Source organism: Flavobacterium sp. (assembly GCF_031411595.1).
GTDB lineage: Bacteria > Bacteroidota > Bacteroidia > Flavobacteriales > Flavobacteriaceae > Flavobacterium.
The window spans coordinates 13,755-40,046 of sequence record NZ_JANOBI010000046.1 but is presented as its reverse complement, the minus strand read 5'-3'; the positions used below and the strand labels follow the sequence as shown (position 1 = coordinate 40,046).

Sequence of the window (26,292 nt, the reverse complement as noted above, 5' to 3'; positions counted from 1 at the left end):
AAGGCGTGGTTTCAAAAATGGCATTGTACCATAGTTTGGCTTTTTCTAGGTCTGACACTTTATAAATGGTGGTTCGCAAACCTAGGAATCTTGATTTCATTTTTTACCTTTTTTAAGAAAATCAAAGATAATCGAAATAGTTTTTTTAACGGCATAAATTTTAATCGACCGTTAAAGCATTTGCAATTATTGTTTACATTTACTTGCTATAAATTTAATTTAAAATGAACGCCACTCTTATCACGATTCTAACCTTCAGCATTGCCTTAGCCATTGGAATTTATATCGGAAAACTATTATTTGCCGCGCAATCAAAATCAGAAAAAATTGGTCTTGAAGAAAAACTCATTGGATTGAATTCGCAATTTGAAGGCTTGCGAGAACAACTTCGAAAAACCCAAGAAGAGAAAGAAACCATCCGCACTGAAAAAGACAGTTTGGCGATACAGCTTTCTAAAAAGGAAGTCGATTTTGAAAATTTATGGGAACGCAACCTCGAACAAAAGCAAGAAGTAGAAAAATTGCAAGAGAAATTCACCAAAGAATTTGAAAACCTCGCCAACAAAATTCTGGACGAAAAAACCAACAAATTTACTGAGCAGAATAAGGAAAATATGAAGAATATCTTGTCGCCTTTGCAGGATAAAATTCAATTGTTTGAGAAAAAAGTAGAAGACACACACAAAGAAAGCATCGATTATCATGCAGCCTTGCGTCAGCAAATTTTAGGATTGCGTGAAATGAACGAACAGATGAGCAAGGAAACCATCAATCTGACCAAAGCGCTCAAAGGCGACAGTAAAATGCAAGGCAATTGGGGCGAATTGATTTTAGAAAAAGTGTTAGAAAAATCAGGATTAGAAAAAGACCGGGAATATTTTGTGCAACAAAGTTTTGTAACCGAAGAAGGCAACCGAATTTTTCCAGATGTTGTCATTAATTTGCCTGACGGAAAGAAAATGATTATCGATTCGAAAGTCACCTTGACTGCCTACGAACGCTACGTTAATGAGGAAAACGAAGAATTGAAATTGCAACATTTAAAAGAACATGTGCTTGCTGTGAATCGCCATGTTGACCAACTCAGCAATAAGAATTACCAAGACATTTATGAAATAGAGAGCCCTGATTTTGTGTTGCTTTTTATTCCGATTGAATCCGCTTTTGCAATAGCAACGAATGAGGATAAAAGTTTGTATGAAAAGGCCTTTTCAAAGAATATTGTCATCGTAACGCCAACTTTACTTTTAGCGACTTTACGCACGATTGACAGCATGTGGGCGAACCAGAAACAGCAAGAAAACGCTATGGAAATTGCGCGACAAGCGGGTGCTTTGTATGATAAATTTCACGGATTATGGAATGACTTGGTGGGTGTTGGAAAAAAATTAGACGATGCCAAATCCGGTTATTCTGACGCTATGAATAAGTTGGTTGACGGTTCCGGAAACTTAATTAACCGTGTGGAAAATCTTAAAAAAATGGGCGCCAAAGCCAAAAAATCATTACCGGAAACTGTTTTAAAAAGAGCCGAATCGGATGAATCGGAACTTGTGCCTTAAGTTACTTCATCAAACGGAAAGAAATTTCTTTAAAAAAAGTAGGGTGTTTCTGTTTTGAGTTTTCTTACTAAATAAGTATCTATGATTTACTGATGGGTTGTAATTGTCATATCACGAATTATAGCGAACCGAGTTTAATTATTGCCGAATCCACAATGAATCAATAATTTAACTATATAGTTGTTCTTGTATTTTATATTTTGATTATTTTTGATTCTCTTTTTTTAAATTTATGAAACAATTTTACTTTTTCATTCTTAGCGTTTTTTGCCTGACATTACTCGTCATTTCCTGTACAATGAGCGAAGAAGAAGACTATGTAGATGTTTCTAACCGACAAAGTACTTCCGTAGAAGCTCCTGTAGTATTTGATCTCGGTCAGACACCTTTTCCGAAATTATCTGATTACCATTTCTTTGTTGGACCGCTCAAAAATTTAAAACCTGGTTATAAGGTAATTCCGTTCGAACCTGCGAGTGCTTTATTTTCAGATTATGCCCACAAAAAAAGATTTGTCTGGATGCCTAAAGGCACGAAAGCAACATACAACGGCGACGGCAAAGTATTAGAATTACCTATGGGTGCAGTTATCATCAAAAGTTTTTATTATGACCATGTGCTGCCTTCCAATACAACCCGCATTATTGAAACCCGATTAATGATCCGAAAAGCTTCGGGTTGGATTTTCGCAGAATACGTATGGAACGACGAGCAGACGGAAGCCTACTTCAATATGGACGGAAGCTATACACCGATATCCTGGACTGATGAAAACAACGTGGTTAAAGGAACCAATTACCGGATTCCATCGGAAGCGCAGTGTGTAGTCTGCCATAAAAGAAAAGAATTAGTCAATAATGTTGAAGTGACCACTTATATACCTATCGGTATCAAACCCCAAAATCTAAACTTCAATTACAATTACGGCAACACGACCAAAAACCAATTGACCATGTGGATTCAGCAGGGATATCTGCAAAACAATTTCAGTTTGCCTTCCGCAGAAAACACAGCCGTCGACTATAGAGATACTTCTAAATCACTCGAATTGAGAGCGCGGTCTTATGTAGACATCAACTGTGCGCACTGCCACCAGGACAATAGGCATTGCGATTACCGACCTATGCGATTTGCATTTGCCGAAACCGGGATTGCCGGCAGTCTTGGAAAAACCAATATGGGCGTATGTGTCAACACATCAGACATGCAGGGTTTTCCTGTAGATTTGGCCACGATTGTAAATCCCGGAAGCACCGATCGCTCGATGCTTTATTACAGAATAAACACCACCGATGAATCATACAGGATGCCGCTTCACGGAAGAACGATCATCCATGAAGAAGGCGTGGCTTTGATGGGCGCATGGATTAATTCATTGCAAGATTGTCCTTAAAATTAATTTATTAACAACTATAACAAACCAATTTAATTACTTATGAAAAAAATTACTCTCATTCTTGTGTTGCTGTTTTTTGTGCAGTACACAAACGCTCAGGACACCTGCGCAACTGCCGTTCCGATTACAGCCGGCACTTACGCCATTACAGCCATTAACGGTAGTCAGGTGCCTACTCCGTTATGCGACACCCAATACGGTGCTGTTCCTGTAACACGACCTCCAGCAGGCGAATGGTACATCTATACCCCTACTGAAAACCATAGCGTAACTGTGACTACAGATTTACCGGCCAACGTAACGCTGATAGACACCCGTTTTCATGTATACCGTGGCACTTGCGACAATCTGGTTTGCTACGAAGGTGACGATGACAGCGGTGCTGGAAACTCTTCAATGGCCACCTTTGATGTTCTTGCAGGAACATCTTACTATATTGCATTCGATAACCGATGGACTTCTGCGGGGTTTAGTTTTGCTGTTATAGAAAATGTCTTTGTTCCGACGCCTTGTTCGTCTGCGACCGCTGTGGTAGCCGGCACAACAACAGTTACGTCCATAGATGAAGAAAACATTGTTTCGACTTGTTCAAATGCTACTATGGCCAAATGGTACGTCTATTCTCCGAATCAGAATTATGTGGTTACGGTAAGTTCAGATTTGGCACAGAACATCTGTAAAGACACTAATTTCAACGTATACTCAGGAACATGCACTGGATCTTCAGTGTTAAACTGCCTTATCAGCGACGACGATTCAGGGGTCATTGCATGTAATTCGGGAAATACGGATTCACTGCTATCTACAAAGAGTTTCAGCGTTTCCGCCGGAGGAACTTATTATATCGTTTGGGATAATAAACACAGCGCAGACGGTTTTGATTTTACATTGACCGAAACACCAATTATTATTCCTGTGAATTATACTACACAAACAATTTCAACCATCAACAGCAATTATAACAATTGCGTTGTAGACATGAACGGTGATGGTATAGATGATATTGTAGGAGTGAGCAGCGGAAATTTAAAAATACACTTCCAACAACCAGGAGGTACTTTTTCAATTTCTACTTTCGCAGTCACGGGTACGGGTACTACGCTGCCTTCATGGAGTATAGCTGCTGGGGATTATAATAGAGATGGTTATAATGATCTGCTTTTCGGTGCGGGAGGTGGTCCTAGTTTCTGGGAATCGAACAGCACTGGCACTACATACATCAGCAAAACTACCAATACCAGTTATCTTTGCCAGAGAACGAATTTTATCGACGTCAATAATGATGGTAATCTTGATGCTTTTGTATGCGACGATAACAATCCGAGCAGATATTATCTGAATGACGGTTTGGGCAATTGGACACATTACCAATCAGGTGTAGGTGGGGCCTATAATTTAGGACTTACAGTTACGGGTGGAAATTACGCTTCCATCTGGATAGATTATGACAATGACGGCGACAGGGACATGTTCATGTCAAAATGTTCCGGGCCTCCATGTGAATTGCACAGAAATGACGGAGACCATTTCACAGACATTTCAGCAATCGCCGGAATCAATCGCCAGCCAGTCCAATCTTGGTCATCAGCAGTAGCGGATTTCGACAATGATGGCGACATGGATATCATGGTAGGTTCAAACGGAGGCGTTAAAAATATTCTTTTCAGAAACAATTTAGATACAACGAACACTACTGAAGAACCATTTACAGATGTCACTGCAGGTTCGGGCTTAAATTTAGATAATTTGACCAACAGGGATTATGTAGCTTATGATTTTGATAATGACGGGCTTGTTGACATCCTGGGCAGCGGAAGCAGAATATTTTTCAACCAAGGCAATATGATTTTTGCGCCGACTGTTTATCCTGCTATGGCAATTGGCGCAATTGGTGACCTCAACGAAGACGGATTTTTGGATATCCAAAATGGAAGCACGATTCGTTATGCGGTTCCAAATGGAAACAATTGGTTCAAAGTAAGATTGCAGGGAACTCAAAGTAATAGCAACGGAATCGGTGCCAGAGTTGAAATTCACGGTAGTTTCGGGACACAAATCAGAGATGTAAGAAGTGGTGAAGGTTTTGCATACATGAGTTCATTGAACACACACTTCGGACTTGGACAAGCAACTGCAATAGATACTTTAATCGTTAGATGGCCATCAGGTATTGTAGACACGATTGAAAACCCTACAATCAACGAAGGACTTAGAATAACTGAAGGTTCGACTTTGAGTGTTAATGAAAATGCCAATGCAGCGTTTAGTATTTATCCAAACCCGACTAAACATTCTTTAAATATCAATTTGAAATCAAATACTTCAGAAACTTTCAAATCAGCACAAATATTTGATTTAAGTGGACGATTAATTTCAGAAAGACAATTAACTTCTATGACAATAAACATAGAATCACTTCAAACAGGCACGTATCTTTTAGTACTTAGAAACAAAGACGGAAAAGGATTTACAGAAAAATTCATCAAAGAATAATTTGGGAATTAGGTAACGTTATTCTAAATTAATAGAGCATCGATTTGACAATTATAAATGTCTGAATCGATGCTTTATTTTTATTAACCACATTGTTAATCATTAGTTTAAGATTAAATGCATCCTGTTAAACATTTTTCATTACTTTTGAGTTTGCATTTTTAAAAATGATATGAAAAAACTTTACTTTTTAGTTTTATTGATGGTTACAACAGCCTTTATTTTTCATTCTTGTTCTACGAGTGATGAAGGAGAATATGTTGATATTACTAAAGAATCTAACAGAACAAGCAATCCTATATACGCACCTGTAAGTTTTGATTTCAGCCAAGTTCCGTTGCCTAAATTATCGGACTATCACTTTTTTATCGGGCCGCTTAAAAACCAAACTCCAGGTTATAAAGTGTTATCGTTTGAACCTGCAAGTTCCTTATTTACAGATTATGCGCACAAGAAACGATTCGTTTGGATGCCAAAAGGAACAAAAGCGACTTTCAATGGCGATACAAAAGTATTAGAGTTGCCTGTTGGCGCTGTTTTAATTAAAACCTTTTATTATATTAATGTCCAGCCTTCCAATACTACCCGCATTATCGAAACACGTTTAATGATTCGAAAAGCGTCGGGTTGGATATTCGCCGATTATGTATGGAATGACGAACAAACAGAAGCTTATTATAGCTTGGAAGGAAGTTTTACTCCGATTACTTGGAAAGATCAAAACGATGTCATCAAAAGTACCAATTATAGAATTCCGTCGGATGTTCAGTGTTTTGTTTGCCATAAAAAGAAAGAAGTTGTTGATGGAGTTGAAGTAACGAAATACATTCCAATTGGCATTAAACCACAAAATTTAAACTTCAATTATAATTACGGAACAAGCACCAGAAACCAATTAACGATGTGGATTCAACAAGGTTATTTGGAGAACAATTTCAGTTTCCCATCTGAGAACAATACAACTGTAAATTATAGCGATACATCAAAACCCATCGAATTAAGAGCGCGTTCTTACGTTGATGCTAACTGCGCGCATTGCCATCAAGATAATAGACATTGCGATTACAGACCGATGCGATTTGCCTTTGCTGAAACCGGTCTTCCGAACGGTGTTGGAAGAACCAATATGGGCGTATGTGTTGACACACAAGACATGCAAGACTTTCCAGTAGATTTAAGCACCATAGTAAAACCGGGTAGTATAGAAAGATCAATGATGTATTACAGGTTGAATACTACCGACGAAACCTATAGAATGCCGCTTCACGGAAGAACCATCATTCATGATGAAGGCGTTGCATTAATAGAACAATGGATTAACTCATTGCAAGATTGTCCTTAAAATTAATTTAATAACAACTATAACCAACCAATTTAATTACTTATGAAAAAAATTACTCTCATTCTTGTGTTGCTGTTTTTTATACAGTACACAAAAGCCCAAGACACTTGCGCTACTGCAGTACCAATTACTGCAGGCTTTTATGTCGTTGATGCCATCAACGGAACGCAAGTACCATCGCCAATTTGCGCACTTTTCGGTGAAGTACCAGCGACTCGCCCACCAGCCGGCGAATGGTATGTATATACCCCTACAGAAAATCATTCTGTAACGGTTACCACCGATTTATCAGTAAACAACCCATTAAGAGACACGCGTTTTCATGTATACACTGGAGTTTGCGGCAGTTTAGTTTGTCATGCAGGGGATGATGATGGCGGTGCTGGAAATTCTTCAACAGCAACGTTTGATGTTATGGCCGGAACCACTTATTATATCGCGTTTGATAACCGATGGACTTCTTTAGGATTTACTTTTCAATTGTCAGAAAATGTTTTTTTACCAACGCCTTGTTCTTCAGCTACACCAATTACTGCCGGAGTAACAACAGTAGCTGCAATAGACGAAGATAATATCCTGTCGCCTTGTACTAATGCTACATTAGCCAAATGGTATTCTTATACACCGACACAAGATTATGTTGTTACCGTAAGTTCAGATTTGGCGGTGAATATCTGTAAAGACACTAATTTTAACGTATACTCAGGTGTTTGTTCCGGGTCGTCATCATTAAACTGTCTTGTTGGTGATGATAATTCAGGTGAAATTGCTTGTGATTCCGGAAACACCGATTCGCTTCTATCTAAAAAAACTTTTAGTGTTACAGCCGGAGCCACTTATTATATCGTTTGGGATAATAAAAATAGCGCCGACGGTTTCGATTTTAGTTTAACGGAAACACCAATTGTTATTCCTGTAAGTTATACATCGCAAACCATCTCAACCATCAACAACACTTACAATTTATGTGTAGTTGATATGAATAATGACAACATCGACGATATTGTTGGTGTAAGTACTAATAATTTAAAAATACATTATCAAGAAGCAGGCGGAACTTTCAGCATCTCAAATTATACCGTACCAGGTACTAGTTTTTTACCTACTTGGAGTATAGCCGCCGGAGATTATAACAGAGACGGTTATAATGATTTGATTTTAGGAAGCGGTAGTGGACTTTCATTATGGAAATCAGATAACACCGGTACTGCATACACTAGTTACACACCAGGACAATATATTTTCTGTCAAAGAACCAATTTTGCTGATTTAAATAATGATGGGAATTTAGATCTTTTCTCTTGTCATGATGTGGCGCCTAATGCCTATTATTTAAATGATAGCGAAGGCAATCTAACCTATTACCAATCAACTGTTACTGCAGGATCTATGAATTTGGGTGCTGTAGGCGGAAATTATTCTACTTTATTTTCTGATTTTGACAACGATGGCGATACTGATGTATTCATTTCTAAATGTTCAGGTCCACCTTGCGAATTGCACAGAAATGATGGTAATGGAGTGTATACTGATATCTCAGCACAGGCTCATATTAATATTACACCTATTCAAACATGGTCATCAGCCGTTGCAGATTTTGATAATGATGGCGATATGGATGTCATCATTACTTCTAGCGGTAGCGCACACCATTTTTTCAAAAATAATTTAGATACCTCTAACAATACCGAAGAAGCTTTTACAGAAATTACTGCTGGCTCTGGTTGGGATACCAATTCAGCAACCAATATTGATAACGTAGCTTATGATTTTGACAATGACGGTCGTGTTGATGTATTGGGTGGCGGAAACAAAATCATGTTCAATCAAGGCGATATGATTTTTGTACCAACACTTTATCCTGCCATTAGTGTAGGTGCTATCGGAGATTTAAACAATGACGGATTTCTTGACATCTTAAACGGAAGCACTGTTCGTTATGCCAATCCAAACGGAAATCATTGGTTAACCGTTTCTTTACAAGGAATTCAAAGTAACAGTAACGGTATTGGTGCGCGAGTTGAAATTTATGGTGCCTTCGGAAAACAAATCAGAGACATCAGAAGTGGTGAAGGATTTAAATATATGAGTTCTTTAAATGCTCATTTTGGACTTGGTCAAGCCACTGAAATAACACAATTGGTTGTAAAATGGCCATCGGGTATCGTAGATACTTACGAAAATCCAACCATCGACGAAGCGTTTAGAGTCACTGAAGGTTCTACTTTAGCAATAAATGGCAATACAAGTGCTGTGTTTAGTATTTATCCAAATCCTAGCAAACAATTTTTGAATATCAGTTTAAATTCAAATTCAACTGAAAAATTAAAATCAGCGCAAGTATTTGATTTAAGCGGAAGATTAATTATGGAAACGCCATTAACTTCTACAAGAATTAACATTGAGTCACTACAAAGTGGCACTTATCTTTTATTGTTGAAAAACGAGAATGGTAAAGGATTTTCACAAAAATTCATTAAAGAATAATGCTGAAATAATATAAGCAATTATTTTTTTTATTGGTATAGCATCGGTTTGACGATTATTTAAATTAATGTCAAAATCGATGCTTTATCTTTATACAATTACATTGTTAATTATTAGTTTGATATTAAATGCATACCATTACATAATTTTTATTACTTTTGGTTTGCATTTTAAAAATCATATGAAAAAACTTTACCTTTCAGTTTTATTTCTAGCTGCAACAGCATTCATTTTCCATTCTTGCTCTACAAGTGATGAAGGGGAATATGTAGATATTACAAAAGAATCTAACAGAACAACCAATCCGATATACGGGCCTGTTAGGTTTGATTTCACCCAAGTTCCGTTACCTAAATTGTCGGACTATCATTTCTTTATCGGACCACTTAAAAACCTAACGCCTGGTTATAAAGTGATTCCGTATGCTCCTGCAAGTTCGCTTTTTACGGATTATGCTTTGAAAAAAAGATTTATCTGGATGCCAGAAGGTGTAAAAGCAACCTATGTTGCAGACAACAAAACACTTGAATTTCCAGTTGGAACTGTATTAATTAAATCTTTTTATTACAACACGATTCAACCTGAAAACACTACTAAAATCATCGAAACACGGATAATGATTCGTAAAGCCGATGGTTGGAAATTTTATGAGTACATATGGAATGAAGCCCAAACAGAAGCGGATTTAGTATCCGGTCCCGATTTTGCCAATGGAAGCAGTCAAACGATTACTTTTAAAAAACCCAATAACGAAATCATTACGACCGATTATAGAATTCCTTCCGACGGAGAATGTTTTGCTTGCCATAAATTAAACGAAGTAGCAACACCTATTGGCGTAAAACCTCAAAACTTAAATATCGATTATGCGTATCCTAGAGGAAATAAAAACCAGTTGTTAAATCTTTTGCAACAAGGTTATTTAGCCAGCTATCCTGCTAATATAGTTTCTACTGTTGATTATCATGACACCACAAAACCTTTAGACTTGAGGTTGCGTTCTTATGTCGATATCAATTGTGCGCATTGCCATCAAGATCATGCTCGTTGTGATTATCGTGCATTGCGATTTGCTTTTAGCGAAACTTCAAACCCAACGAATATAGGCATTTGCGTTACCGCTGCTGAAACATTAGGTCCAAGTTTACAAAAACTAATCAATCCGGGGAATTTCGATAAATCGATCGTTCATTACAGATTAAGTTCTAATGATGAAAGTGAAAGAATGCCATTGCTCGGCAGAACAATAGTGCATGATGAAGGCGTAACCCTTTTAGAAGAGTGGATCTCGTCATTAACCCAAACTTGCGATTAAATAAAAACTGAATTTCAAAAAAAATTAACTCAAATTCTAATGAAAAAAACATTACCTCTTATCGTTGCCATTTTTAGCTTCACATTGGCTATGGCACAAGAACACTGCGACAGTGCATTGACCGTTGCGCTTGGTTCAACAACTACGGCTCCAGCGTTCACAAACGAAACCGGAGCTATACCTACGCAGCTTTGTGGTTTAACCAATCAGAATAATGTACCAGCCACTAAAGGGAAATGGTATACCTTCACAGCAACAGAAAACAACACGGTTACAATTTCAACATTGTTACCACAAAACAATAATGCTGACACTCGCGTCATTGTATACTCTGGAGATTGTACCAATTTAGTTTGCGTTGGATCAAATGATGATTATAACGGGACTAACTCTTCATTCCTTACTTTTCCAATTACAACCGGAACTGTATACACCATTGCGTTCGACAACAGATACAGTTCTGCGGCTTTTGATTTTACTTTATTCGTAGCACCACCGCCAGCAGAAGATCGATTGTCGTTTACTTCAACACCAGTTGTGGGTATTGCAGGAGGAAACAACAACTGTATTGTAGATATGAATGGTGATTATAAAGACGACATTGTATCCGCTGTAAGCAATACACAATTAGTAATCACATACCAACAACCAGGTGGTACATTTACTTCAACAACTTTCGCACTTACCAATACTGTGGTTCAACCTACATGGAGTATCGCTGCCGGAGATTATGACAACAACGGTTACAATGACTTGATTTATGGTTCAGGAAGTGGCGTAACGTTTTTGAAAGCCAACGCTACAGGAACCGCTTATACAACGGACAGAAAAACACAATCGTATTTAGTACAACGCACCAACTTTGTTGATATTGATAATGACGGGAAATTAGATGCTTTTGCTTGTGATGATAACGCACCCAACAGACGATACATGAATGATGGTACTAATCTGAATCACATTCAAGGTGGTATTGGCGATTTTGCAAGCGGTGGAAATTACGCTTCATTGTGGAGTGATTTCAATAATGATGGTAAAATCGATATGCACTTATCCAAATGCGGGCAAGGTGGTTCAGGTGTTGGTGGCAACATCAATCAAATGTTTCAAAACAACGGCGACGGAACTTATACCAATATAGCACCAACAGCCAATATGGCCGATCCAGAACAAACTTGGTCTTCAGCTGTAGGTGATTTTAATAATGATGGTTGGATGGATGTTATTGTAGGTGTAAATTCATTATCCAATGGAAATACTAATGTAAAAAGAAACAACGGCGATGGAACATTTACCAGCGTAACTGCAGGTTCAGGATATGATTTAATTACCACTACCGGTAGAGAATATGTGGCCCATGATTTTGATAATGACGGTTTTCTTGATGTGTTAAATTCTGGAAGTACAATCATGTTTGGTGATGGAACTTTCCACTTCACTCCTAACCCAAACACCTATCCTTTATCAACCGTTGACAGACCTGTTGGAGATTTAAATGACGATGGATTCTTAGACATTCAAAACGGTAACAATGTATTGTTCAATAACGGTAATGCAAATCACTGGTTAAAACTAAACCTACAAGGTGTTCAAAGTAACAGAAACGGTATCGGCGCAAGAGTAGAACTTTACGGTGCTTGGGGAAAACAAATCAGAGACGTAGAAAGCGGAACCGGTTTTCAAAACATGAGTAGCCTTAATACACATTTCGGAATAGGAACTGAAACAGCTATTGATAAAGTAGTCATTAAATGGCCATCAGGAACAGTTGATACGATTTTCAACCCATCAAGTGATCAAAGTTTACTTGTTGTCGAAGGTTCTACGCTATTGGCCGTAAACCAAAGCAAAAACGATACTTTCACGGTATATCCAAATCCGGTTAATGATGTCATCAATGTTAAATTATACAATCCGTCAATGGTAATAAGCAACGCTAGTATTTATGATTTGAATGGTAAATTGATATTAAGTCCAAACTTTATCAACCAAACCATTGATGTAAAATCATTAACAACAGGCACTTACTTATTGATTTTGAAAGACGCTCAAGGCAATGCTTACACTCAAAAAATCTTAAAGAAATAATAGATGAGATTTAAGACTGTAAGATTTTAGGACTATAAGATAAAATCCAAAAATATATCAATAAAAAAACTCCAATTTTGAATTGGAGTTTTTTTATGTCTCAGACCCAACAATCTCAAAGTCTTACAATCTTAAAATCTTACAGTCTAAAACACCCTCAAAAGATTGAATCCAAAGAATATGTCGCCTTTGCCCCAATCTCCTGTTGTATGCCCTAGGAAACCAGCTTCGTGAATGCCTTGTGAACTGCTAAAATGCATTTGAAATACGTGACCACCGGTTTCTAAATCAACACCAACAGACAAAGGATCTTTATAAATAGAAGTACTTGTTCTGTTTAAATGCGCAGCATAATCAACATTGACAGACAATCTATTGGTCAATTTATAACGACCACCAACGCCAACCGCATATTGCGAATTGTCTTGTAAATCATTGTCTACGAAATTCTCATGGAAAAAAGTAGGCGCCACTTCTAATGAAAGTTTTTTCGTGAATTTCCTCGAAATCAAAAGTTGGGAAACATAGATCATACGATCGTTGAATTTCATTTCTGGGTAATTGCTTTCTTTTAAAAGATTATTAAAACCAACACTATTAAAGGCTGTTATGGCAATAGGAAATCCATCTTTCAATTGTTCTTGTAGTCGGTATTTCACAGAAAAATCAAACGCTTGTTCGCTTCTTGCAGCACTTACGGTCAACCAATTTGTGAGTCCGTAAAGAAATTTGAGTTGTGTTACGGCATTGTCTAATCCGAAAGCACCTTCACCACCATCTTTTACAGAACCAAATCTGTGGGCCACTATAAAATAAAAATCGCCTTTTGCAGCCAATTTAGTCGATTCGATGTTGACAATTTTGAGTGCTTTAAACGCTGATTCAACCGATTGGTTTTTGGGAACGCTATCCATTCCGGCAAGCAAATCTTCTTGTGCAAAGGATAATAAAGGAAATAGAAATACTAAGAATAATAGTTTTTTCATAAAGCAATTGTATTTTTTAAATTTAAATAATGGCAATATACAGCCAATAAACATACGAAGTAAATCAAAATCCGGATGAAGCAAAACTCATCTTATTCGCTTACGGTAACTTGATCCATTTTGAACTCGCCCAATAGATCATCATAACCGATAAACCTTCCTTTCATTTTAACTTGCTTTCCGGCTGTCAATCCTTCAGGAACAGATTGTTGAAAAGTGCCAAACATTTTCTCATCGAGTACAATCGCGTTAATGGGCAAATCCAAACTCGAAATTTTACCGTATACTTCAATAGTCTTATCCAAGTATTTTTTGTTCGCAAGACTATCATTTTGACTAAACTCAGTTTCTAAGCTTTTTACGGTAAGCGAAAAACTAGCGTCTTCATTGGCAATGTCACGATGGTCTTGATACATGTAAAAATACAGCCCCGTAGCAGCAATGATAAGGATTACAACGACAATTAATGCAATTTTTTTCATTTCAATTTTAATTTAGATTACAAACATAATTATATATAACTTTAATTATATATTTTTGAAAAAAAAAATCCGCTATGAGTTTAAAATTAATGCTATTATTAACATTTGCAGGCTTCCTGACCATCAGTTGTGAAAATAACAGTCCGAATGACCTCGAAGGCGACATTCCAGCCAATGTAACCTACACAGAACATGTGAGGCCAATTATTCAAAGTAATTGCATTGCTTGTCATCAAGATCCACCTATTAATGGAGCTCCAATGCCATTGACAGATTACGAAAAAGTGAAACAAGCTGTGCTTACAAGACCATTACTTGATCGAATTTCAAGAACGCAAGGTGCTGAAGGCATGATGCCTAATGGTGGGCAACGATTACCACAATACAAAATCGACATCATTGCGAAATGGCAAGCACAAAATTTCCAAAATTAAAATCAACGCTATGAAAAAATTATTTGTACTTGCTGTATTACTAATGACTACAGCCACTTTCGCCCAAGATAAAGCGATCACCAAAACCGGAAAAATTACTTTTGAAGCTTCCGTTCCCGCTTTCGAAGAAGTGAAAGCTAAGAATGATGGCGTCACTTGTGTTTTAAATGTCAAAACCGGAGAAATTGCGAGTTTGGCTTTAATCAAAGGATTTAAATTTAAACTTGCTTTGATGGAAGAACATTTCAACGAAAATTATATGAATAGCGATGCGTTTCCAAAATCGACATTCAAAGGGAAAATTCAAAATTTTGATGCGAGTGCCTTAACCGCAACTGCGAAAGAATATACTATTAAAGGAAAATTAGAATTGCACGGAAAAACTAATGATTTAACGACTACGGCCAAAATCAGAAAAACAGATGCCGGTATCGAAATCATTTCAACTTTCAATGTCAATGCAAGCGATTATGATATTGCTATTCCATCAGTAGTGAAAAGTAAAGTCTCGAATAAAGTCAATGTGAAAACTGAATTTGTTTTGAAATAAAATTAACCGCAAAGTGCACAAAGTTATACGCAAAGTACGCAAAGCTTTTTTCTAACATAAATTTCCATAGCGAACCTAGCGACCCGAGACTGAAAGTCGATCTGACGAAGTAAAATCTTAGCGAACCTTGCGGTTAAAACAAAAGCTTCCAAAACGGAGGCTTTTTTATTTTAGGTCAACGGCATAAAACGAATTCAATTTATCCAAATGTAAAATTGTTTTCGAGTCATCTTCGCTGTCGGAATACATCATTTCGAATTTCGCACCATACACAAATTCCTCAAAAGTATACGACGTACTAGCAGAAACTGTAGTGCTAAACATCTCATCGAAAGTTTTTACGAAGACTAAGATTTCGCCATCAATCGATTTGAAATCTTGCTCGGTAAATTGATACAACGGACTATTTTCAGTAATCGGATGCACCAATGTCCAACTCAAAGACAATGCATTGACCCTCGACATTTCTAAATCCAAAGTATAAAATTTATTGACCATCATGCCATTTTCCTCGATAATCATTCCGAGTGTAACCTTAGCTTCGGCGTCGGTAAAATTGGTGTTTTTATATGGTGTCATTCGAAACATTAGTGCTTTCCCTCCATCTCTATATGGTGAAATTAAAGCATTATGTGAGAATTTCAGAAAAGCTGTAGGCTTGCTAAATCGACCGAAAAACAATCCTGTAGCAATAGCAAAACTGAGCAAACCAATAAGTGCTTCGGCGGCGGCGAGTGCGCTGGTGAGAAACCCATTGGGACTAATATGCCCATAACCTACTGTTGTAAAAGTCTGCGCACTAAAGAAATAGGCTTTCCCAAATTTAACCCATTCCGAGCCAGTCGTGGCAATACCATCTAAATATTGAATACCGATTCCATAATAAATACACGCAAACAGAAAATTGACAGCAGCGTAAAACCCAACCAAAATTCCAAGAAATTTCCAACGAGGCATAGCCAACATCGTATGATACCAACTCACACGGTCTAAAAAAGAAAGGCCGCGTTTGCGAATGTTAGCCGTACCGTCTTTGTTGATAAAACGCCCGCCATAGCTACTCGCATTCGTCCCGAAACCAGTATTCAAATCGGCTTTGGCTTTCGAATTTATTTTTTTTAACAAATCCATTATGAAATTATTGTTTTATTATTTTCTTAGTAATTGATCCCGTTTCATCAAAAATATTGAGCATGTAAATACCTTTGGAATAACCACTAAAATCTATTTTGAGGCTGGTTGATTTTTCATTCGAGCGGAACATTAAATGGCCTAAAACATCAAAAATTTGAACACCATCAATTTGATGGGCACTTTCAACATTCAATATATTCGAAACTGGATTCGGTGAAACAACAACCGAACTTGATGTAGAAAAAACCGAAGTCGACAATGTAGTTTCATTGGCAGCAATCCAACTTGAAGCTAAACTATTATCTAATGTTGTACTAATTAATTGCAAGTAATTTCCATTGCCATCAGCATCAGGCCAAGGCGCCGCATCGAAATATTCTACCGCATCAATCGTATTTCCGAAAGCATCAGCCAAGACTAATTTTTGCGTACTATTCGATAAATTTCTTGTGAATTCTCCGAAAGCTGTAAGTCCATATCGTGCCTGAAACTGACTCGAATTACTCGCCAAATAAATGCTTTGATTGCCCGAAATCGAAGCGTTGTTGGGAAATTTATACGTTATTCCTAATTCTTTAAAATATATTCCTGTAAGATTGACGGTGCTATTTTGAGTATTTTTAATTTCAATAAATTCGAGGTCATTGCTCTCAGGAAAACCCACTGCAACATCAGGATGATAATTGATTTTATCGATAACCAATGCCGGAACCACTACCGAACTACATCCCGAAAATGATCCTAAATGTGTGGAAATCCAATGCAGACGCTGGTCAATCCATAATTTCATAGTATTGATTTCGAGCGCATGATTCGGAATCGTTCCCCATTTGGCGTTTTCTCTAACCGTGGCTTCACTGATAAGATTGACCGTGTTGTTGATTAATGCTACCAATTGGGTGTATTCTAAAGGTTGGTTATTTTGCTGTAAGGCGTTCCATCTTTTAGCCAAATAGCATTTATAAGTAGGGTTATTAAACAAATCCGTCCAAAATTTGGCACCTTCATTATCGCCGTTAGAGAATTGCCAAACATCGGTTCTACTTCTAGTAAATTGCAGGTCGCCCAAATCATTTCCGTAAGTCAGATTAAAATCCCAAATCGGTCCGGCGCGCAATTTTCCGTTTCTGTCTTTATGAAAATAAGTACTAAACTGATACGCATCAACATTAGACGCCAGCTCATTGATGACCATAAAATCAATAAAACTTGGAACATCAATAATCGACGGATAACCATTCGTGATGCTCGTGTTGTTGTTGTGCGATGTCGTTTCCAAGTTGGCAAATTGTGTATAAATGTAAGCTTCTTGCTGTCCGGTAACTTCTTCTGGTTTAGGTAGATCGTGAATAAAATCAGTTTGTCCGGCGTACGAACTCATCGCCCAAGCCACAGGATCATTGCCGGTTGTTTTGTCTGATTTTGTGATGTAACCACCGGTAACATTGGGTGTTGTATTGTCTGTTGAAGTGATTTTTAGAATGTTGACACGTTTCGAATTGGCTTTGATTTTCTCTTGCAAAAGATACAATCCGCGATATTCAGCATTAATAACCACTTCGCAATAAACCGTTCGTGACGCATAATTCCCCATTTTACTTGACAAATTATAAGAAATATAATCTCGAATTAACGAAGGATCAAAAGCCAGCGAGTTTAATATCCAGTCGTTTTCGCTTGGCATTCCTAACAAGCTAACGTTGTCATTGGTTGTATTATCAGCTTCCAATGTAGAAAATCCGTAGGGCTTTTTGGATAAAAATTGTGAAGTGGAGCCGCGTATTTCAATGCTAATTCTACCTTGGTAATCCAGATACAAATCGGTATTTTGATCTGTAAGATAATTTCTGGTTCCGTCGGGTCTTTTTATAATTTTCATCGATGCCAAAATGCGCGGATCATCCAAAATTTCTAAAGGTTGATTTGTATTGGAATCGATATCGGTATTGATGATAACAATAGGCAAATTACTATCTGTGAAAGCTTGTGCTTGAATTTGTATCGAATAAAACAACACTATGATTACAATCAATCGGCAGAATAAATTCGGATTTGGGAGTGTGATTTTCATGTCAGTTTTTTTTCAAATGTAAGTATTCCTCGAGTATTAAAAAAGCGAATCTGTTTTCGATCTGTTCGATGGTAAAATACAGTTATAAAAAATTACTATATTTGATACTAACGTTTTTAATATATTCATTGATGTTTCGAAAGCAATGCTATCTTTTACTGACATTTCTTTTTTGTTGTTGTGGCACTTCAAAAATGCAAAGCAATGAAAGTGAAGTTGCCACCAAAAGTCCGACAGATGAAATTGTTTTTGCAGTTTTTAAAATGACAAAAAAAGCCAATCAAAATACCATAGAAATCATTTCCACAACCAAAAGCAATGGAAAAATGAAGCCTGAAATCGAAAGGCCAATCGACTCAGAAAATTATTTAACCCTTGAGATATTTGAAAACGACAATCTTGTTCAAACGAAGCGCGTCGAACATCCATTACTTAAAAATGTAGAATACCTCAATGACAACAACCAATACGTTTCAAAGCAAGTTGATTTAGATGACGCCGAATTTTTCATTCGATTGCAAAAAAAAGAAGGATTCACCAAAGTTCGAATCTGGGAAACTTTAAAAGATACACCGAAAAAAGAATTACAAACTTTTAAATTATAGCTATGAAAAAGAAATACACTTTACTACTTTTTTTTATGCTGGGATGGCAAATAATCAACGCTCAAGTATTCGATGTTGCTACGATTCAAAGCAGTGGTGATCCTAATAAATTCATCAATCTGGTGATTATGGGCGATGGTTATACCGACACTGAGCAAGATGCTTTTTTGGATACTGCGAGTAATATATCCAATTATTTGTTTTCTATTTCGCCTTGGTCGCAATACAAAAACTATTTTAATGTGTACGCTATTAAAGTCATTTCACCGGAATCCGGCGTTAAGCATGCCAACACTGCGAGCGATTGTTCCGGTTACTTTACAGCAATTTCAAACCCGACCAATTATTTCGGAACACGCTACGACGGCTACGGCATTCATCGTTTGACTATTGTAACCAATACGACCAGAATCACGAACGTTTTGGCAGCGAATTTCCCTAACTACGATCAAGTTTTTATTGTCGGAAACTCGCCTGAATACGGCGGAAGCGGCGGTGCTTATGCTGTATTTAGTGCCAATGCAGCTTCGAATGAAATTGCAGCGCACGAAATCGGACATTCTTTTGCAGGTTTGGCCGATGAATATTACGCCGGCGATCAATATTTCGCAGAGAAAATCAACATGACACAACAATCCGATCCGTTATTAATTAAATGGAAAAATTGGGTGGGTACGAACGGCATCGGTATACAAAATTATTGCTGTGGTGGAAATTCCAATTTATGGTTTAAGCCTACATCAAACAGTTGCAAAATGGAACAACTGAACTTACCGTATTGTAGTGTTTGTAAAGAAGGTATCATCGAAAAAATTCATTCGCTGGTCAATCCGATTGTAAGTTATACGCCAGTGACGGTTCGCTTGTCAGTGTTTGGGAATCTTTAATTGATTTTCAATTAACGGAATTAATGAGACCCATACCCAATACGCTGCACATCAAATGGCAATTAGATGCTACCGCTTTTGATACCAATAGTGAAAATTTTCAACTCAATCCAGTTTCTCTTACGGATGGCATACATTGGCTAACAGCTAGTGTTGTTGATGAAGCACCATTGCTTCATGTAGACAACCATACAACGGTTCATATCAGCAGCGTCACTTGGACGATCAACAAATCGAATCTTGGTATTCATACTAGCGCGACGAATTCAAAAATAGCTTATACGATTTATCCGAATCCGACGAGTGATTTGCTTCATTTCGCGTTTGATTTAGATGAACCTGCAACCTTATCCATCGACATTGTGAACCTGGATGGAAAAATTATTCAACAGCATGCTGAGAAAAAAATTGCATCTGGAAAATTTGAAGAAAATCTAGCGATTGAAAATTTAGCGCGTGCTACTTATATTGCTGTGGTGAAAATTAATGGCGTGGCGTACAACCAAACATTCATTAAAAATTAAATCGAATATGAATTTTAAAAACTACATTCTTGCTTTTTTATGTTTGCTGTCAATAAGCATGAAAGCCCAAAATCCGGTACTTGTAGGCTATTGGCAAAACTGGAATGACAGTAATGCTCCTTACATTCCATTAAATCAAATTGATTCGCGGTACACTATCATTTGTGTTTCGTTTGCTGTTCCGACTTCACCTTCTGATATGAATATGCTTTTCAGCCCCGATGGAGTTTCACAATCCACACTGATTTCACAAATACAAGCTTTGCAAGCTCAAGGCAAAAAAGTATTGCTGAGTATCGGCGGCGCAACTACAAGTATTTCATTGAATACAATACAAAACCGTGATGCGTTCATCAATTCGATGCTGGGTATTTTAAATACGTACCATTTTGACGGCATCGACATTGATATCGAACATGGCGATTCTATTTTAGCAACAGGTACCATTTCAAATCCTACATCGGGAGCCAGTGTTAATCTCATCAACGCAATAAGTCAAATAAAAAGTCAATACTTCACAACTTTTAACGTACCCATGATGCTCACGTTTGCTCCAGAAACAGCTTACGTTCAAGGCGGTATGTCAGCTTACGGTGGCATATGGGGTGGCTATCTTCCGATACTCGATGCTTTGCGAAACGATATCGATTATATCCATGTGCAACTTTACAACAGTGGTAGCATCTATGGCATCGATGGTGTGGTTTATAACCAAGGTACGGCCGACTTTATTATCGCCATGACCGAAGCGTTGATTCACGGTTTTCCTACTGCTGGTGGTAACTTTGACGGATTTCCAGCGGATAAAGTCGTTGTAGGATTACCTGCTTGTCCGAATGCTGCCGGCGGTGGATTCACTTCTTCTAACACAGTCACATCAGCCATTCAATATTTAAGAGGAACTGGCCCGAAGCCCGGAACTTATACATTGTCACAAGTTGTTGGATATCCAAACTTGGGTGGCATGATGACTTGGTCAATCAATTGGGATAAAGTAGCAACATGCAATGCGATTTCGTATGAATATGCGGAAAATTTCGAAGCTATTTTTGGAGCACCACTCGCTTCGGTTTCTTTTTCATCCGATAAAATATCATGGACACTAGCGCCGAATCCGGCAACAAATGAATTATTTGTAAAAGGAAATAAACAGGATTTCTATAAAATCTTGAGTATTCAAGGGCAATTGATTCAAGAAGGAAAAATCAATTCGAATACAACGATCAACATTACAAACCTAAAATCTGGATTGTATTTTATATCGATTGACAACGACATTGTGAAATTTATTAAGGAATAGTAAAACCGTAAAAACCAATTTGGCATCTTTCATTTAATAATATTAATGCTAATTATAACCCAAATAGTATAACAATTTCCTGAGTGATTTTCTATAAATTTGAGAGACTCTCAATTATAAAATCATGGACCATTTTAGTTTATCGGAAGACATCAAAGTCATGTGCATTACAGCCAATCATTTTCCTGAAGGCATTGAAGAAGCACACCAACAATTGCATGACAAGTTTCCACTCAAAGACAACAGACGTTTCTTTGGAATTTCAAAACCTGATGAACATGGGGAAATTATCTACAAAGCCGCCGCAGAAGAACTCGAAAAAGGAGAAACAGAAGCACTCGGATTAGAGCCATTCATAATAAAAAAAGGGCATTACAATACTTATTATCTTAAAGATTATACGCAGAATGCTGGATCTATACAAGAGGCTTTCGAGATATTGCTTGGTCAGGATGAAATCGACCCGAATGGCTATTGCGTTGAATGGTATATCGGTACGAATGATGTGAAATGCATGGTTCCCGTTGATGAAGAACATCTCCATTTTACCGGTGTGAATAATGCAAAAATATAGCCACGATTCACTTTTGATTGTGAATTGTTTCACCTGTTCACTTCGTTCGAGTCGTGGCTATAATTATTAATTGCAAATGGGCTTTTACTTGCTCAAATACATTTTCCTTCTACTGTATAATTCGTAGAACTGATCGTCTTTCAAATCATCAATAAATAAAATGCTTTCACCGGTCGATTTCATTTCGGGGCCAAGTGCTTTATTGACATTCTTAAATTTACTAAACGAAAACACCGGTTGCTTAATCGCGTAGCCTTTGAGTTGTGGATTGAATGCAAAATCAGTCACTTTATTCACACCCAACATCACTTTCGTTGCATAATTCACATACGGTTCGCCATACGCTTTGGCAATAAAAGGTACCGTTCGCGAAGCACGTGGATTGGCTTCGATGATGTAAACAGTATCGTCTTTGATCGCAAATTGAATGTTGATTAATCCAACCGTTCTTAGCGCCAAAGCAATTTTCTTGGTGTGATCTTTAATTTGCTGCATCACAAATTCACCCAAATTAAACGGTGGCAAAGTCGCATTCGAATCGCCGGAATGGATTCCGCAAGGTTCGATGTGCTCCATGATTCCGATGATGTATACGTTTTCTCCATCACAAATCGCATCGGCTTCGGCTTCAATGGCGCCATCGAGATAATGATCTAAAAGCAATTTATTTCCTGGAATATTTTTGAGTAAATCGATAACATGTTCTTCGAGTTCTTGTTTGTTGATGACGATTTTCATGCCTTGCCCACCAAGCACATAGGAAGGTCGAACAAGCAATGGAAAATCTAAAACATCAGCTAAAGCAGAAGCTTGGTCGGCATTTTCTGCGACTCCAAATTGTGGAAATGGAATTTTTAGTTCGGTCAGCAATTCTGAGAAACGACCGCGATCTTCAGCCAAATCTAAAGCGTCAAAACTAGTTCCGAGAATTTTGATTCCGTAACGATCGAGTTTTTCTGCGAGTTTTAAAGCGGTTTGCCCACCGAGTTGCACAATCACACCTTCTGGTTTTTCGTGTCGAATGATGTCGTAAATATGTTCCCAGAAAACAGGTTCGAAATACAATTTATCAGCCGTGTCAAAATCAGTGGAAACCGTTTCGGGATTGCAATTGATCATGATGGTTTCGTAACCGCATTCTTTCGCAGCCAATACGCCATGCACGCATGAATAATCAAACTCGATGCCTTGTCCGATGCGGTTTGGCCCTGAACCTAAAACGACTACTTTCTTTTTATCAGTTACAATACTTTCGTTATCTACATAACGATTACCGTCAGCGGTTTCTATTTCGGCTTCGAAAGTGGAGTAATAATAAGGTGTTTTTGCGGTGAACTCTGCGGCGCAAGTATCAACCAATTTGTATACACGTTTGACGTTTTGTTCTTCCCGCAATTTATAAACTTGACTTTCGAGACAACCCAACATGTGTGCAATTTGTCTGTCGCCGTAGCCTTTTTGTTTGGCTTCGAGTAATAATTCTTTTGGAAGTGAATCGATTTTATATTTGGATATTTCTTTTTCGATTTGGTATAATTCTTCGTATTGTCTGAGAAACCACATATCGATTTTGGTGATTTCGTGGATTCGCGATAATGGAATTCCCAGTTGGATGGCATCATAAATTACAAATACTCTGTCCCAACTGGCGAACGTTAGTTTCTCGATAATTTGCTCGTAATTTTTATAGCTTTTTCCGTCAGCACCCAAACCATTTCTTTTGATTTCGAGTGATTGTGTCGCTTTGTGTAAGGCTTCTTGAAACGAGCGGCCGATGCCCATAACTTCGCCTACTGATTTCATTTGTAAACCCAATGTTCTGTCGGAACCTTCGAATTTGTCGAAATTCCAGCGTGGAATTTTGACGATGACGTAATCTAAAGTCGGTTCGAATAAGGCCGAAGTTGATTTTGTGATTTGGTTTTGGAGTTCATCAAGGTTGTAACCCAACGCCAATTTCGAAGCGATTTTCGCAATCGGATAACCCGTTGCTTTTGATGCTAATGCTGAGGAACGTGAAACACGTGGATTGATTTCTATCGCAACAATATCTTCTTTATCATCGGGCGAAACCGCAAATTGTACGTTGCAACCGCCCGCAAAATTCCCAATCGAGCGCATCATCAGAATCGCCATGTCGCGCATTTTTTGGAATGTTGTGTCGGACAAAGTCATCGCTGGTGCGACAGTTATAGAATCTCCGGTGTGAATGCCCATTGGATCCATGTTTTCTATCGAGCAGATGATGACTACGTTATCGTTTTTATCGCGCAGTAATTCGAGTTCGTATTCTTTCCAACCAATCAAAGCCTTATCAATTAAGACCTCGTGAATGGGCGACATTTCCAATCCGTAGGTTAGTTTTTCGTCGAATTCTTCTTTGGTATGTACGAAAGCGGCACCGGTTCCACCTAAAGTGAATGAAGGGCGAATGACTAATGGAAACCCAAATTCTTGGGCGATTTCCTTTCCTTTAAGGAATGAGGTTGCGGTTTTGGCTGGTGCGGCGCCTACTCCGATTCTTTCGAGCAATTGTTTGAATTGTTCGCGGTCTTCGGTAATGTTGATCGCATTGACATCGACGCCGATGAGTTTGACATTGAAATCTTCCCAGATGCCTTTTTCATCAGCCTCGAGGCATAAGTTCAAAGCCGTTTGTCCGCCCATTGTTGGTAGCACAGCATCAATTTGTGGATGTTCTTTTAGTATTTGAACTATTGACTTTGTCGTCAATGGCAATAGGTAAACGTGATCCGCCATCGTTGGATCGGTCATGATGGTTGCCGGATTTGAGTTGATTAGGATTACTTCGATGCCTTCTTCACGGATTGATCTTGCGGCTTGTGAACCGGCATAGTCGAATTCGCAGGCTTGCCCGATGACGATGGGGCCGGAACCTATGATGAGAACGGATTTGATGGAGTTGTCTTTTGGCATTGGTAGTTAGTTGAATTGTTAGATTGTAAGACTGTAAGATCGTTGTTGTGTGTTGGGTGCCCTAGCCCTGATAGCAGCGGTATCCTTTTGCGCCGTTGTTCGGCGTGAAAGATTTAGCGGATAGCAGGTTCCCGGCTCCTGAAAAATTTAATGACAAGATATAAAAAAAGGCGTTACTAAAATTAGTAACGCCTTGATATGAATGATTGCTCACCATTATTTTTTGTGTCTTGGTTCGCAAGAAACAGTCAATTTATGTCTTCCTTTCGCTCTACGACGCGCTAGTACTTTTCTACCATTAGCAGAAGCCATTCTGTCCATAAATCCGTGCTTATTTCTTCTTTTTCTTTTCGATGGTTGAAACGTTCTTTTGCTCATTGCTTTGTATTTTTAAAATCTTGATTTAAATGCTAAATGGTTTGTAGGTTTCCCAAAACCGAGTGCAAATATACAAAGTCTTTTTTTTCTGGCAAGTAGTTTTATAAAAATATTTTCAAATCCTTTTACTATCTTTGGGCACTCTTAAATAGAACACCATGTTTCATAGAATTTTTAAATTGATTTTCGCCGGGTTGATCATTGTAACCGGCATTTGGCAGATGATTGAAGGCTATATCGGGAATGGAATTTTCCTAATTTTATTGTCGGCGCTTCCGATTTTTCTGTATTATAAAAACGAATTTATCTTATTGGCTTTTTTGCGATTGCGAAAACAGGATTTTCCTGGCGCTCAGAAATGGTTAGCTTACATCAAGAATCCACAAACAGCGTTAGTGCAAAAACAGCAAGGTTACTTTAATTATTTGCATGGCATTATGTTGTCGCAAACGAATTTGATTCAGGCGGAGAAATATTTCAAAAAAGCAATCGAACTTGGATTGAATATGGATATGGATTTGGCAGTAGCCAAACTCAACCTTGCCGGTGTAGCGTTGACTCGAAGAAGAAAGTTAGAAGCTACTAATTTGCTCAACGAAGCTAAAAAACTTGACAAGCAAAATCTGTTGAAAGAGCAGATTACGATGATGAAAGATCAGATGAAAAAAATGTAGTTATTAACTACGTTTTTGAAGTTTTCAACATGTTATTAAAAATATTGTGTTGAAAACTTTTTTATGTGGTTTT

At 37.8% G+C, this 26,292-nt stretch carries 21 protein-coding genes; 15 read left to right on the top strand and 6 right to left on the bottom strand.

Annotated elements, in window-relative coordinates; translation table 11 throughout:
• Positions 1-224: 224 nt before the first annotated feature.
• The 7 genes from rmuC (at position 225) to RMO03_RS11015 (ending at position 12,683) form a co-directional block, all read left to right on the top strand.
• Positions 225-1,562 (top strand): DNA recombination protein RmuC, encoded by a 1,338-nt coding sequence (gene rmuC, locus RMO03_RS11045; protein ID WP_309642162.1) that lies wholly within the window; start codon positions 225-227, stop codon positions 1,560-1,562.
• Between the two features lie 232 nt (positions 1,563-1,794).
• Positions 1,795-2,955: a hypothetical protein gene (locus tag RMO03_RS11040; protein WP_309642161.1), complete on the top strand. Its 1,161-nt coding sequence runs from the start codon at positions 1,795-1,797 to the stop codon at positions 2,953-2,955.
• A 42-nt stretch (positions 2,956-2,997) separates the two neighbouring features.
• Positions 2,998-5,451, top strand: a complete 2,454-nt coding sequence (locus tag RMO03_RS11035) for an FG-GAP-like repeat-containing protein (RefSeq protein ID WP_309642160.1) — start codon at positions 2,998-3,000, stop codon at positions 5,449-5,451.
• A 172-nt stretch (positions 5,452-5,623) separates the two neighbouring features.
• The gene (locus tag RMO03_RS11030) at positions 5,624-6,793 is read left to right on the top strand and encodes a hypothetical protein (RefSeq protein ID WP_309642159.1); all 1,170 of its coding nucleotides are present in this window, start codon (positions 5,624-5,626) and stop codon (positions 6,791-6,793) included.
• A gap of 42 nt (positions 6,794-6,835) precedes the next feature.
• Positions 6,836-9,280, top strand: a complete 2,445-nt coding sequence (locus tag RMO03_RS11025) for an FG-GAP-like repeat-containing protein (protein WP_309642158.1) — start codon at positions 6,836-6,838, stop codon at positions 9,278-9,280.
• Between the two features lie 181 nt (positions 9,281-9,461).
• Complete coding sequence (locus tag RMO03_RS11020) at positions 9,462-10,595, top strand: hypothetical protein (RefSeq protein WP_309642157.1); 1,134 nt, start codon at positions 9,462-9,464, stop codon at positions 10,593-10,595.
• 39 nt (positions 10,596-10,634) lie between these two features.
• A complete protein-coding gene (locus tag RMO03_RS11015; RefSeq protein ID WP_309642156.1) occupies positions 10,635-12,683 on the top strand; it encodes an FG-GAP-like repeat-containing protein in 2,049 nt (682 codons plus the stop codon).
• Positions 12,684-12,829: 146 nt separating this feature from the next.
• Here RMO03_RS11015 and RMO03_RS11010 read toward each other — a convergent pair whose 3' ends face one another.
• Together RMO03_RS11010 and RMO03_RS11005 are read right to left on the bottom strand one after the other, a co-directional pair.
• Positions 12,830-13,669, bottom strand: a complete 840-nt coding sequence (locus tag RMO03_RS11010; RefSeq protein ID WP_309642155.1) for a DUF5777 family beta-barrel protein — start codon at positions 13,667-13,669, stop codon at positions 12,830-12,832.
• A gap of 92 nt (positions 13,670-13,761) precedes the next feature.
• Positions 13,762-14,151, bottom strand: a complete 390-nt coding sequence (locus tag RMO03_RS11005; protein ID WP_309642154.1) for an OB-fold protein — start codon at positions 14,149-14,151, stop codon at positions 13,762-13,764.
• Between the two features lie 74 nt (positions 14,152-14,225).
• On the opposite strand from RMO03_RS11005, the gene RMO03_RS11000 reads away from it, so the two are divergent.
• The gene (locus RMO03_RS11000; protein ID WP_309642153.1) at positions 14,226-14,585 is read left to right on the top strand and encodes a hypothetical protein; all 360 of its coding nucleotides are present in this window, start codon (positions 14,226-14,228) and stop codon (positions 14,583-14,585) included.
• A gap of 10 nt (positions 14,586-14,595) precedes the next feature.
• Positions 14,596-15,135, top strand: a complete 540-nt coding sequence (locus tag RMO03_RS10995; RefSeq protein WP_309642152.1) for a YceI family protein — start codon at positions 14,596-14,598, stop codon at positions 15,133-15,135.
• Positions 15,136-15,300: 165 nt separating this feature from the next.
• Here the strand turns inward: RMO03_RS10995 and RMO03_RS10990 are convergent, their stop codons facing one another.
• On the bottom strand, positions 15,301-16,266 hold the full coding sequence (locus tag RMO03_RS10990) for an ion channel (protein WP_309642151.1): 966 nt from the start codon (positions 16,264-16,266) through the stop codon (positions 15,301-15,303).
• A 7-nt stretch (positions 16,267-16,273) separates the two neighbouring features.
• The gene (locus tag RMO03_RS10985) at positions 16,274-18,340 is read right to left on the bottom strand and encodes a CotH kinase family protein (RefSeq protein WP_309642150.1); all 2,067 of its coding nucleotides are present in this window, start codon (positions 18,338-18,340) and stop codon (positions 16,274-16,276) included.
• Between the two features lie 194 nt (positions 18,341-18,534).
• Here RMO03_RS10985 and RMO03_RS10980 point away from each other — a divergent pair, with 194 nt between their 5' ends.
• The 5 genes from RMO03_RS10980 to RMO03_RS10960 all read left to right on the top strand — a co-directional run bounded on the left by RMO03_RS10980 (position 18,535) and on the right by RMO03_RS10960 (position 22,230).
• Positions 18,535-18,945, top strand: a complete 411-nt coding sequence (locus RMO03_RS10980; RefSeq protein ID WP_309642149.1) for a hypothetical protein — start codon at positions 18,535-18,537, stop codon at positions 18,943-18,945.
• A gap of 2 nt (positions 18,946-18,947) precedes the next feature.
• Entirely contained in the window at positions 18,948-19,832 is an 885-nt protein-coding gene (locus tag RMO03_RS10975; protein WP_309642148.1) for a M64 family metallopeptidase, read from the top strand.
• Positions 19,833-19,855: 23 nt separating this feature from the next.
• Complete coding sequence (locus tag RMO03_RS10970) at positions 19,856-20,356, top strand: T9SS type A sorting domain-containing protein (protein ID WP_309642147.1); 501 nt, start codon at positions 19,856-19,858, stop codon at positions 20,354-20,356.
• A 7-nt stretch (positions 20,357-20,363) separates the two neighbouring features.
• Positions 20,364-21,656 (top strand): glycosyl hydrolase family 18 protein, encoded by a 1,293-nt coding sequence (locus RMO03_RS10965; RefSeq protein ID WP_309642146.1) that lies wholly within the window; start codon positions 20,364-20,366, stop codon positions 21,654-21,656.
• Between the two features lie 124 nt (positions 21,657-21,780).
• The gene (locus tag RMO03_RS10960) at positions 21,781-22,230 is read left to right on the top strand and encodes a hypothetical protein (protein WP_309642145.1); all 450 of its coding nucleotides are present in this window, start codon (positions 21,781-21,783) and stop codon (positions 22,228-22,230) included.
• Positions 22,231-22,314: 84 nt separating this feature from the next.
• Here RMO03_RS10960 and carB read toward each other — a convergent pair whose 3' ends face one another.
• Together carB and rpmH are read right to left on the bottom strand one after the other, a co-directional pair.
• Positions 22,315-25,167 carry a carbamoyl-phosphate synthase large subunit gene (gene carB, locus RMO03_RS10955; RefSeq protein WP_309642144.1) on the bottom strand — a complete coding sequence of 951 codons (2,853 nt, stop codon included), beginning with the start codon at positions 25,165-25,167 and terminating at the stop codon, positions 22,315-22,317.
• A 216-nt stretch (positions 25,168-25,383) separates the two neighbouring features.
• Positions 25,384-25,545 (bottom strand): 50S ribosomal protein L34, encoded by a 162-nt coding sequence (gene rpmH, locus RMO03_RS10950; RefSeq protein ID WP_007136275.1) that lies wholly within the window; start codon positions 25,543-25,545, stop codon positions 25,384-25,386.
• 158 nt (positions 25,546-25,703) lie between these two features.
• Between rpmH and RMO03_RS10945 the strand changes: the two genes are divergently transcribed.
• Positions 25,704-26,219 carry a DUF2892 domain-containing protein gene (locus tag RMO03_RS10945; RefSeq protein ID WP_309642143.1) on the top strand — a complete coding sequence of 172 codons (516 nt, stop codon included), beginning with the start codon at positions 25,704-25,706 and terminating at the stop codon, positions 26,217-26,219.
• The last annotated feature ends 73 nt before the right edge of the window (positions 26,220-26,292 follow it).

Excerpts from the sequence above, each read along its gene's own strand:
- rmuC (WP_309642162.1), top strand. The coding sequence starts at position 225 with ATGAACGCCACTCTTATCACGATTCTAACCTTCAGCATTGCCTTAGCC.
- RMO03_RS11035 (WP_309642160.1), top strand. The coding sequence starts at position 2,998 with ATGAAAAAAATTACTCTCATTCTTGTGTTGCTGTTTTTTGTGCAGTAC.
- rpmH (WP_007136275.1), bottom strand. The coding sequence starts at position 25,545 with ATGAGCAAAAGAACGTTTCAACCATCGAAAAGAAAAAGAAGAAATAAG.
- RMO03_RS10965 (WP_309642146.1), top strand. The coding sequence starts at position 20,364 with ATGAATTTTAAAAACTACATTCTTGCTTTTTTATGTTTGCTGTCAATA.
- RMO03_RS11030 (WP_309642159.1), top strand. The coding sequence starts at position 5,624 with ATGAAAAAACTTTACTTTTTAGTTTTATTGATGGTTACAACAGCCTTT.
- RMO03_RS11025 (WP_309642158.1), top strand. The coding sequence starts at position 6,836 with ATGAAAAAAATTACTCTCATTCTTGTGTTGCTGTTTTTTATACAGTAC.
- carB (WP_309642144.1), bottom strand. The coding sequence starts at position 25,167 with ATGCCAAAAGACAACTCCATCAAATCCGTTCTCATCATAGGTTCCGGC.
- RMO03_RS11020 (WP_309642157.1), top strand. The coding sequence starts at position 9,462 with ATGAAAAAACTTTACCTTTCAGTTTTATTTCTAGCTGCAACAGCATTC.
- RMO03_RS11005 (WP_309642154.1), bottom strand. The coding sequence starts at position 14,151 with ATGAAAAAAATTGCATTAATTGTCGTTGTAATCCTTATCATTGCTGCT.
- RMO03_RS11000 (WP_309642153.1), top strand. The coding sequence starts at position 14,226 with ATGAGTTTAAAATTAATGCTATTATTAACATTTGCAGGCTTCCTGACC.
- RMO03_RS11040 (WP_309642161.1), top strand. The coding sequence starts at position 1,795 with ATGAAACAATTTTACTTTTTCATTCTTAGCGTTTTTTGCCTGACATTA.
- RMO03_RS10975 (WP_309642148.1), top strand. The coding sequence starts at position 18,948 with ATGAAAAAGAAATACACTTTACTACTTTTTTTTATGCTGGGATGGCAA.
- RMO03_RS10990 (WP_309642151.1), bottom strand. The coding sequence starts at position 16,266 with ATGGATTTGTTAAAAAAAATAAATTCGAAAGCCAAAGCCGATTTGAAT.
- RMO03_RS10995 (WP_309642152.1), top strand. The coding sequence starts at position 14,596 with ATGAAAAAATTATTTGTACTTGCTGTATTACTAATGACTACAGCCACT.
- RMO03_RS10945 (WP_309642143.1), top strand. The coding sequence starts at position 25,704 with ATGTTTCATAGAATTTTTAAATTGATTTTCGCCGGGTTGATCATTGTA.
- RMO03_RS10985 (WP_309642150.1), bottom strand. The coding sequence starts at position 18,340 with ATGAAAATCACACTCCCAAATCCGAATTTATTCTGCCGATTGATTGTA.
- RMO03_RS11010 (WP_309642155.1), bottom strand. The coding sequence starts at position 13,669 with ATGAAAAAACTATTATTCTTAGTATTTCTATTTCCTTTATTATCCTTT.
- RMO03_RS11015 (WP_309642156.1), top strand. The coding sequence starts at position 10,635 with ATGAAAAAAACATTACCTCTTATCGTTGCCATTTTTAGCTTCACATTG.
- RMO03_RS10960 (WP_309642145.1), top strand. The coding sequence starts at position 21,781 with ATGGACCATTTTAGTTTATCGGAAGACATCAAAGTCATGTGCATTACA.
- RMO03_RS10980 (WP_309642149.1), top strand. The coding sequence starts at position 18,535 with ATGCAAAGCAATGAAAGTGAAGTTGCCACCAAAAGTCCGACAGATGAA.
- RMO03_RS10970 (WP_309642147.1), top strand. The coding sequence starts at position 19,856 with ATGAGACCCATACCCAATACGCTGCACATCAAATGGCAATTAGATGCT.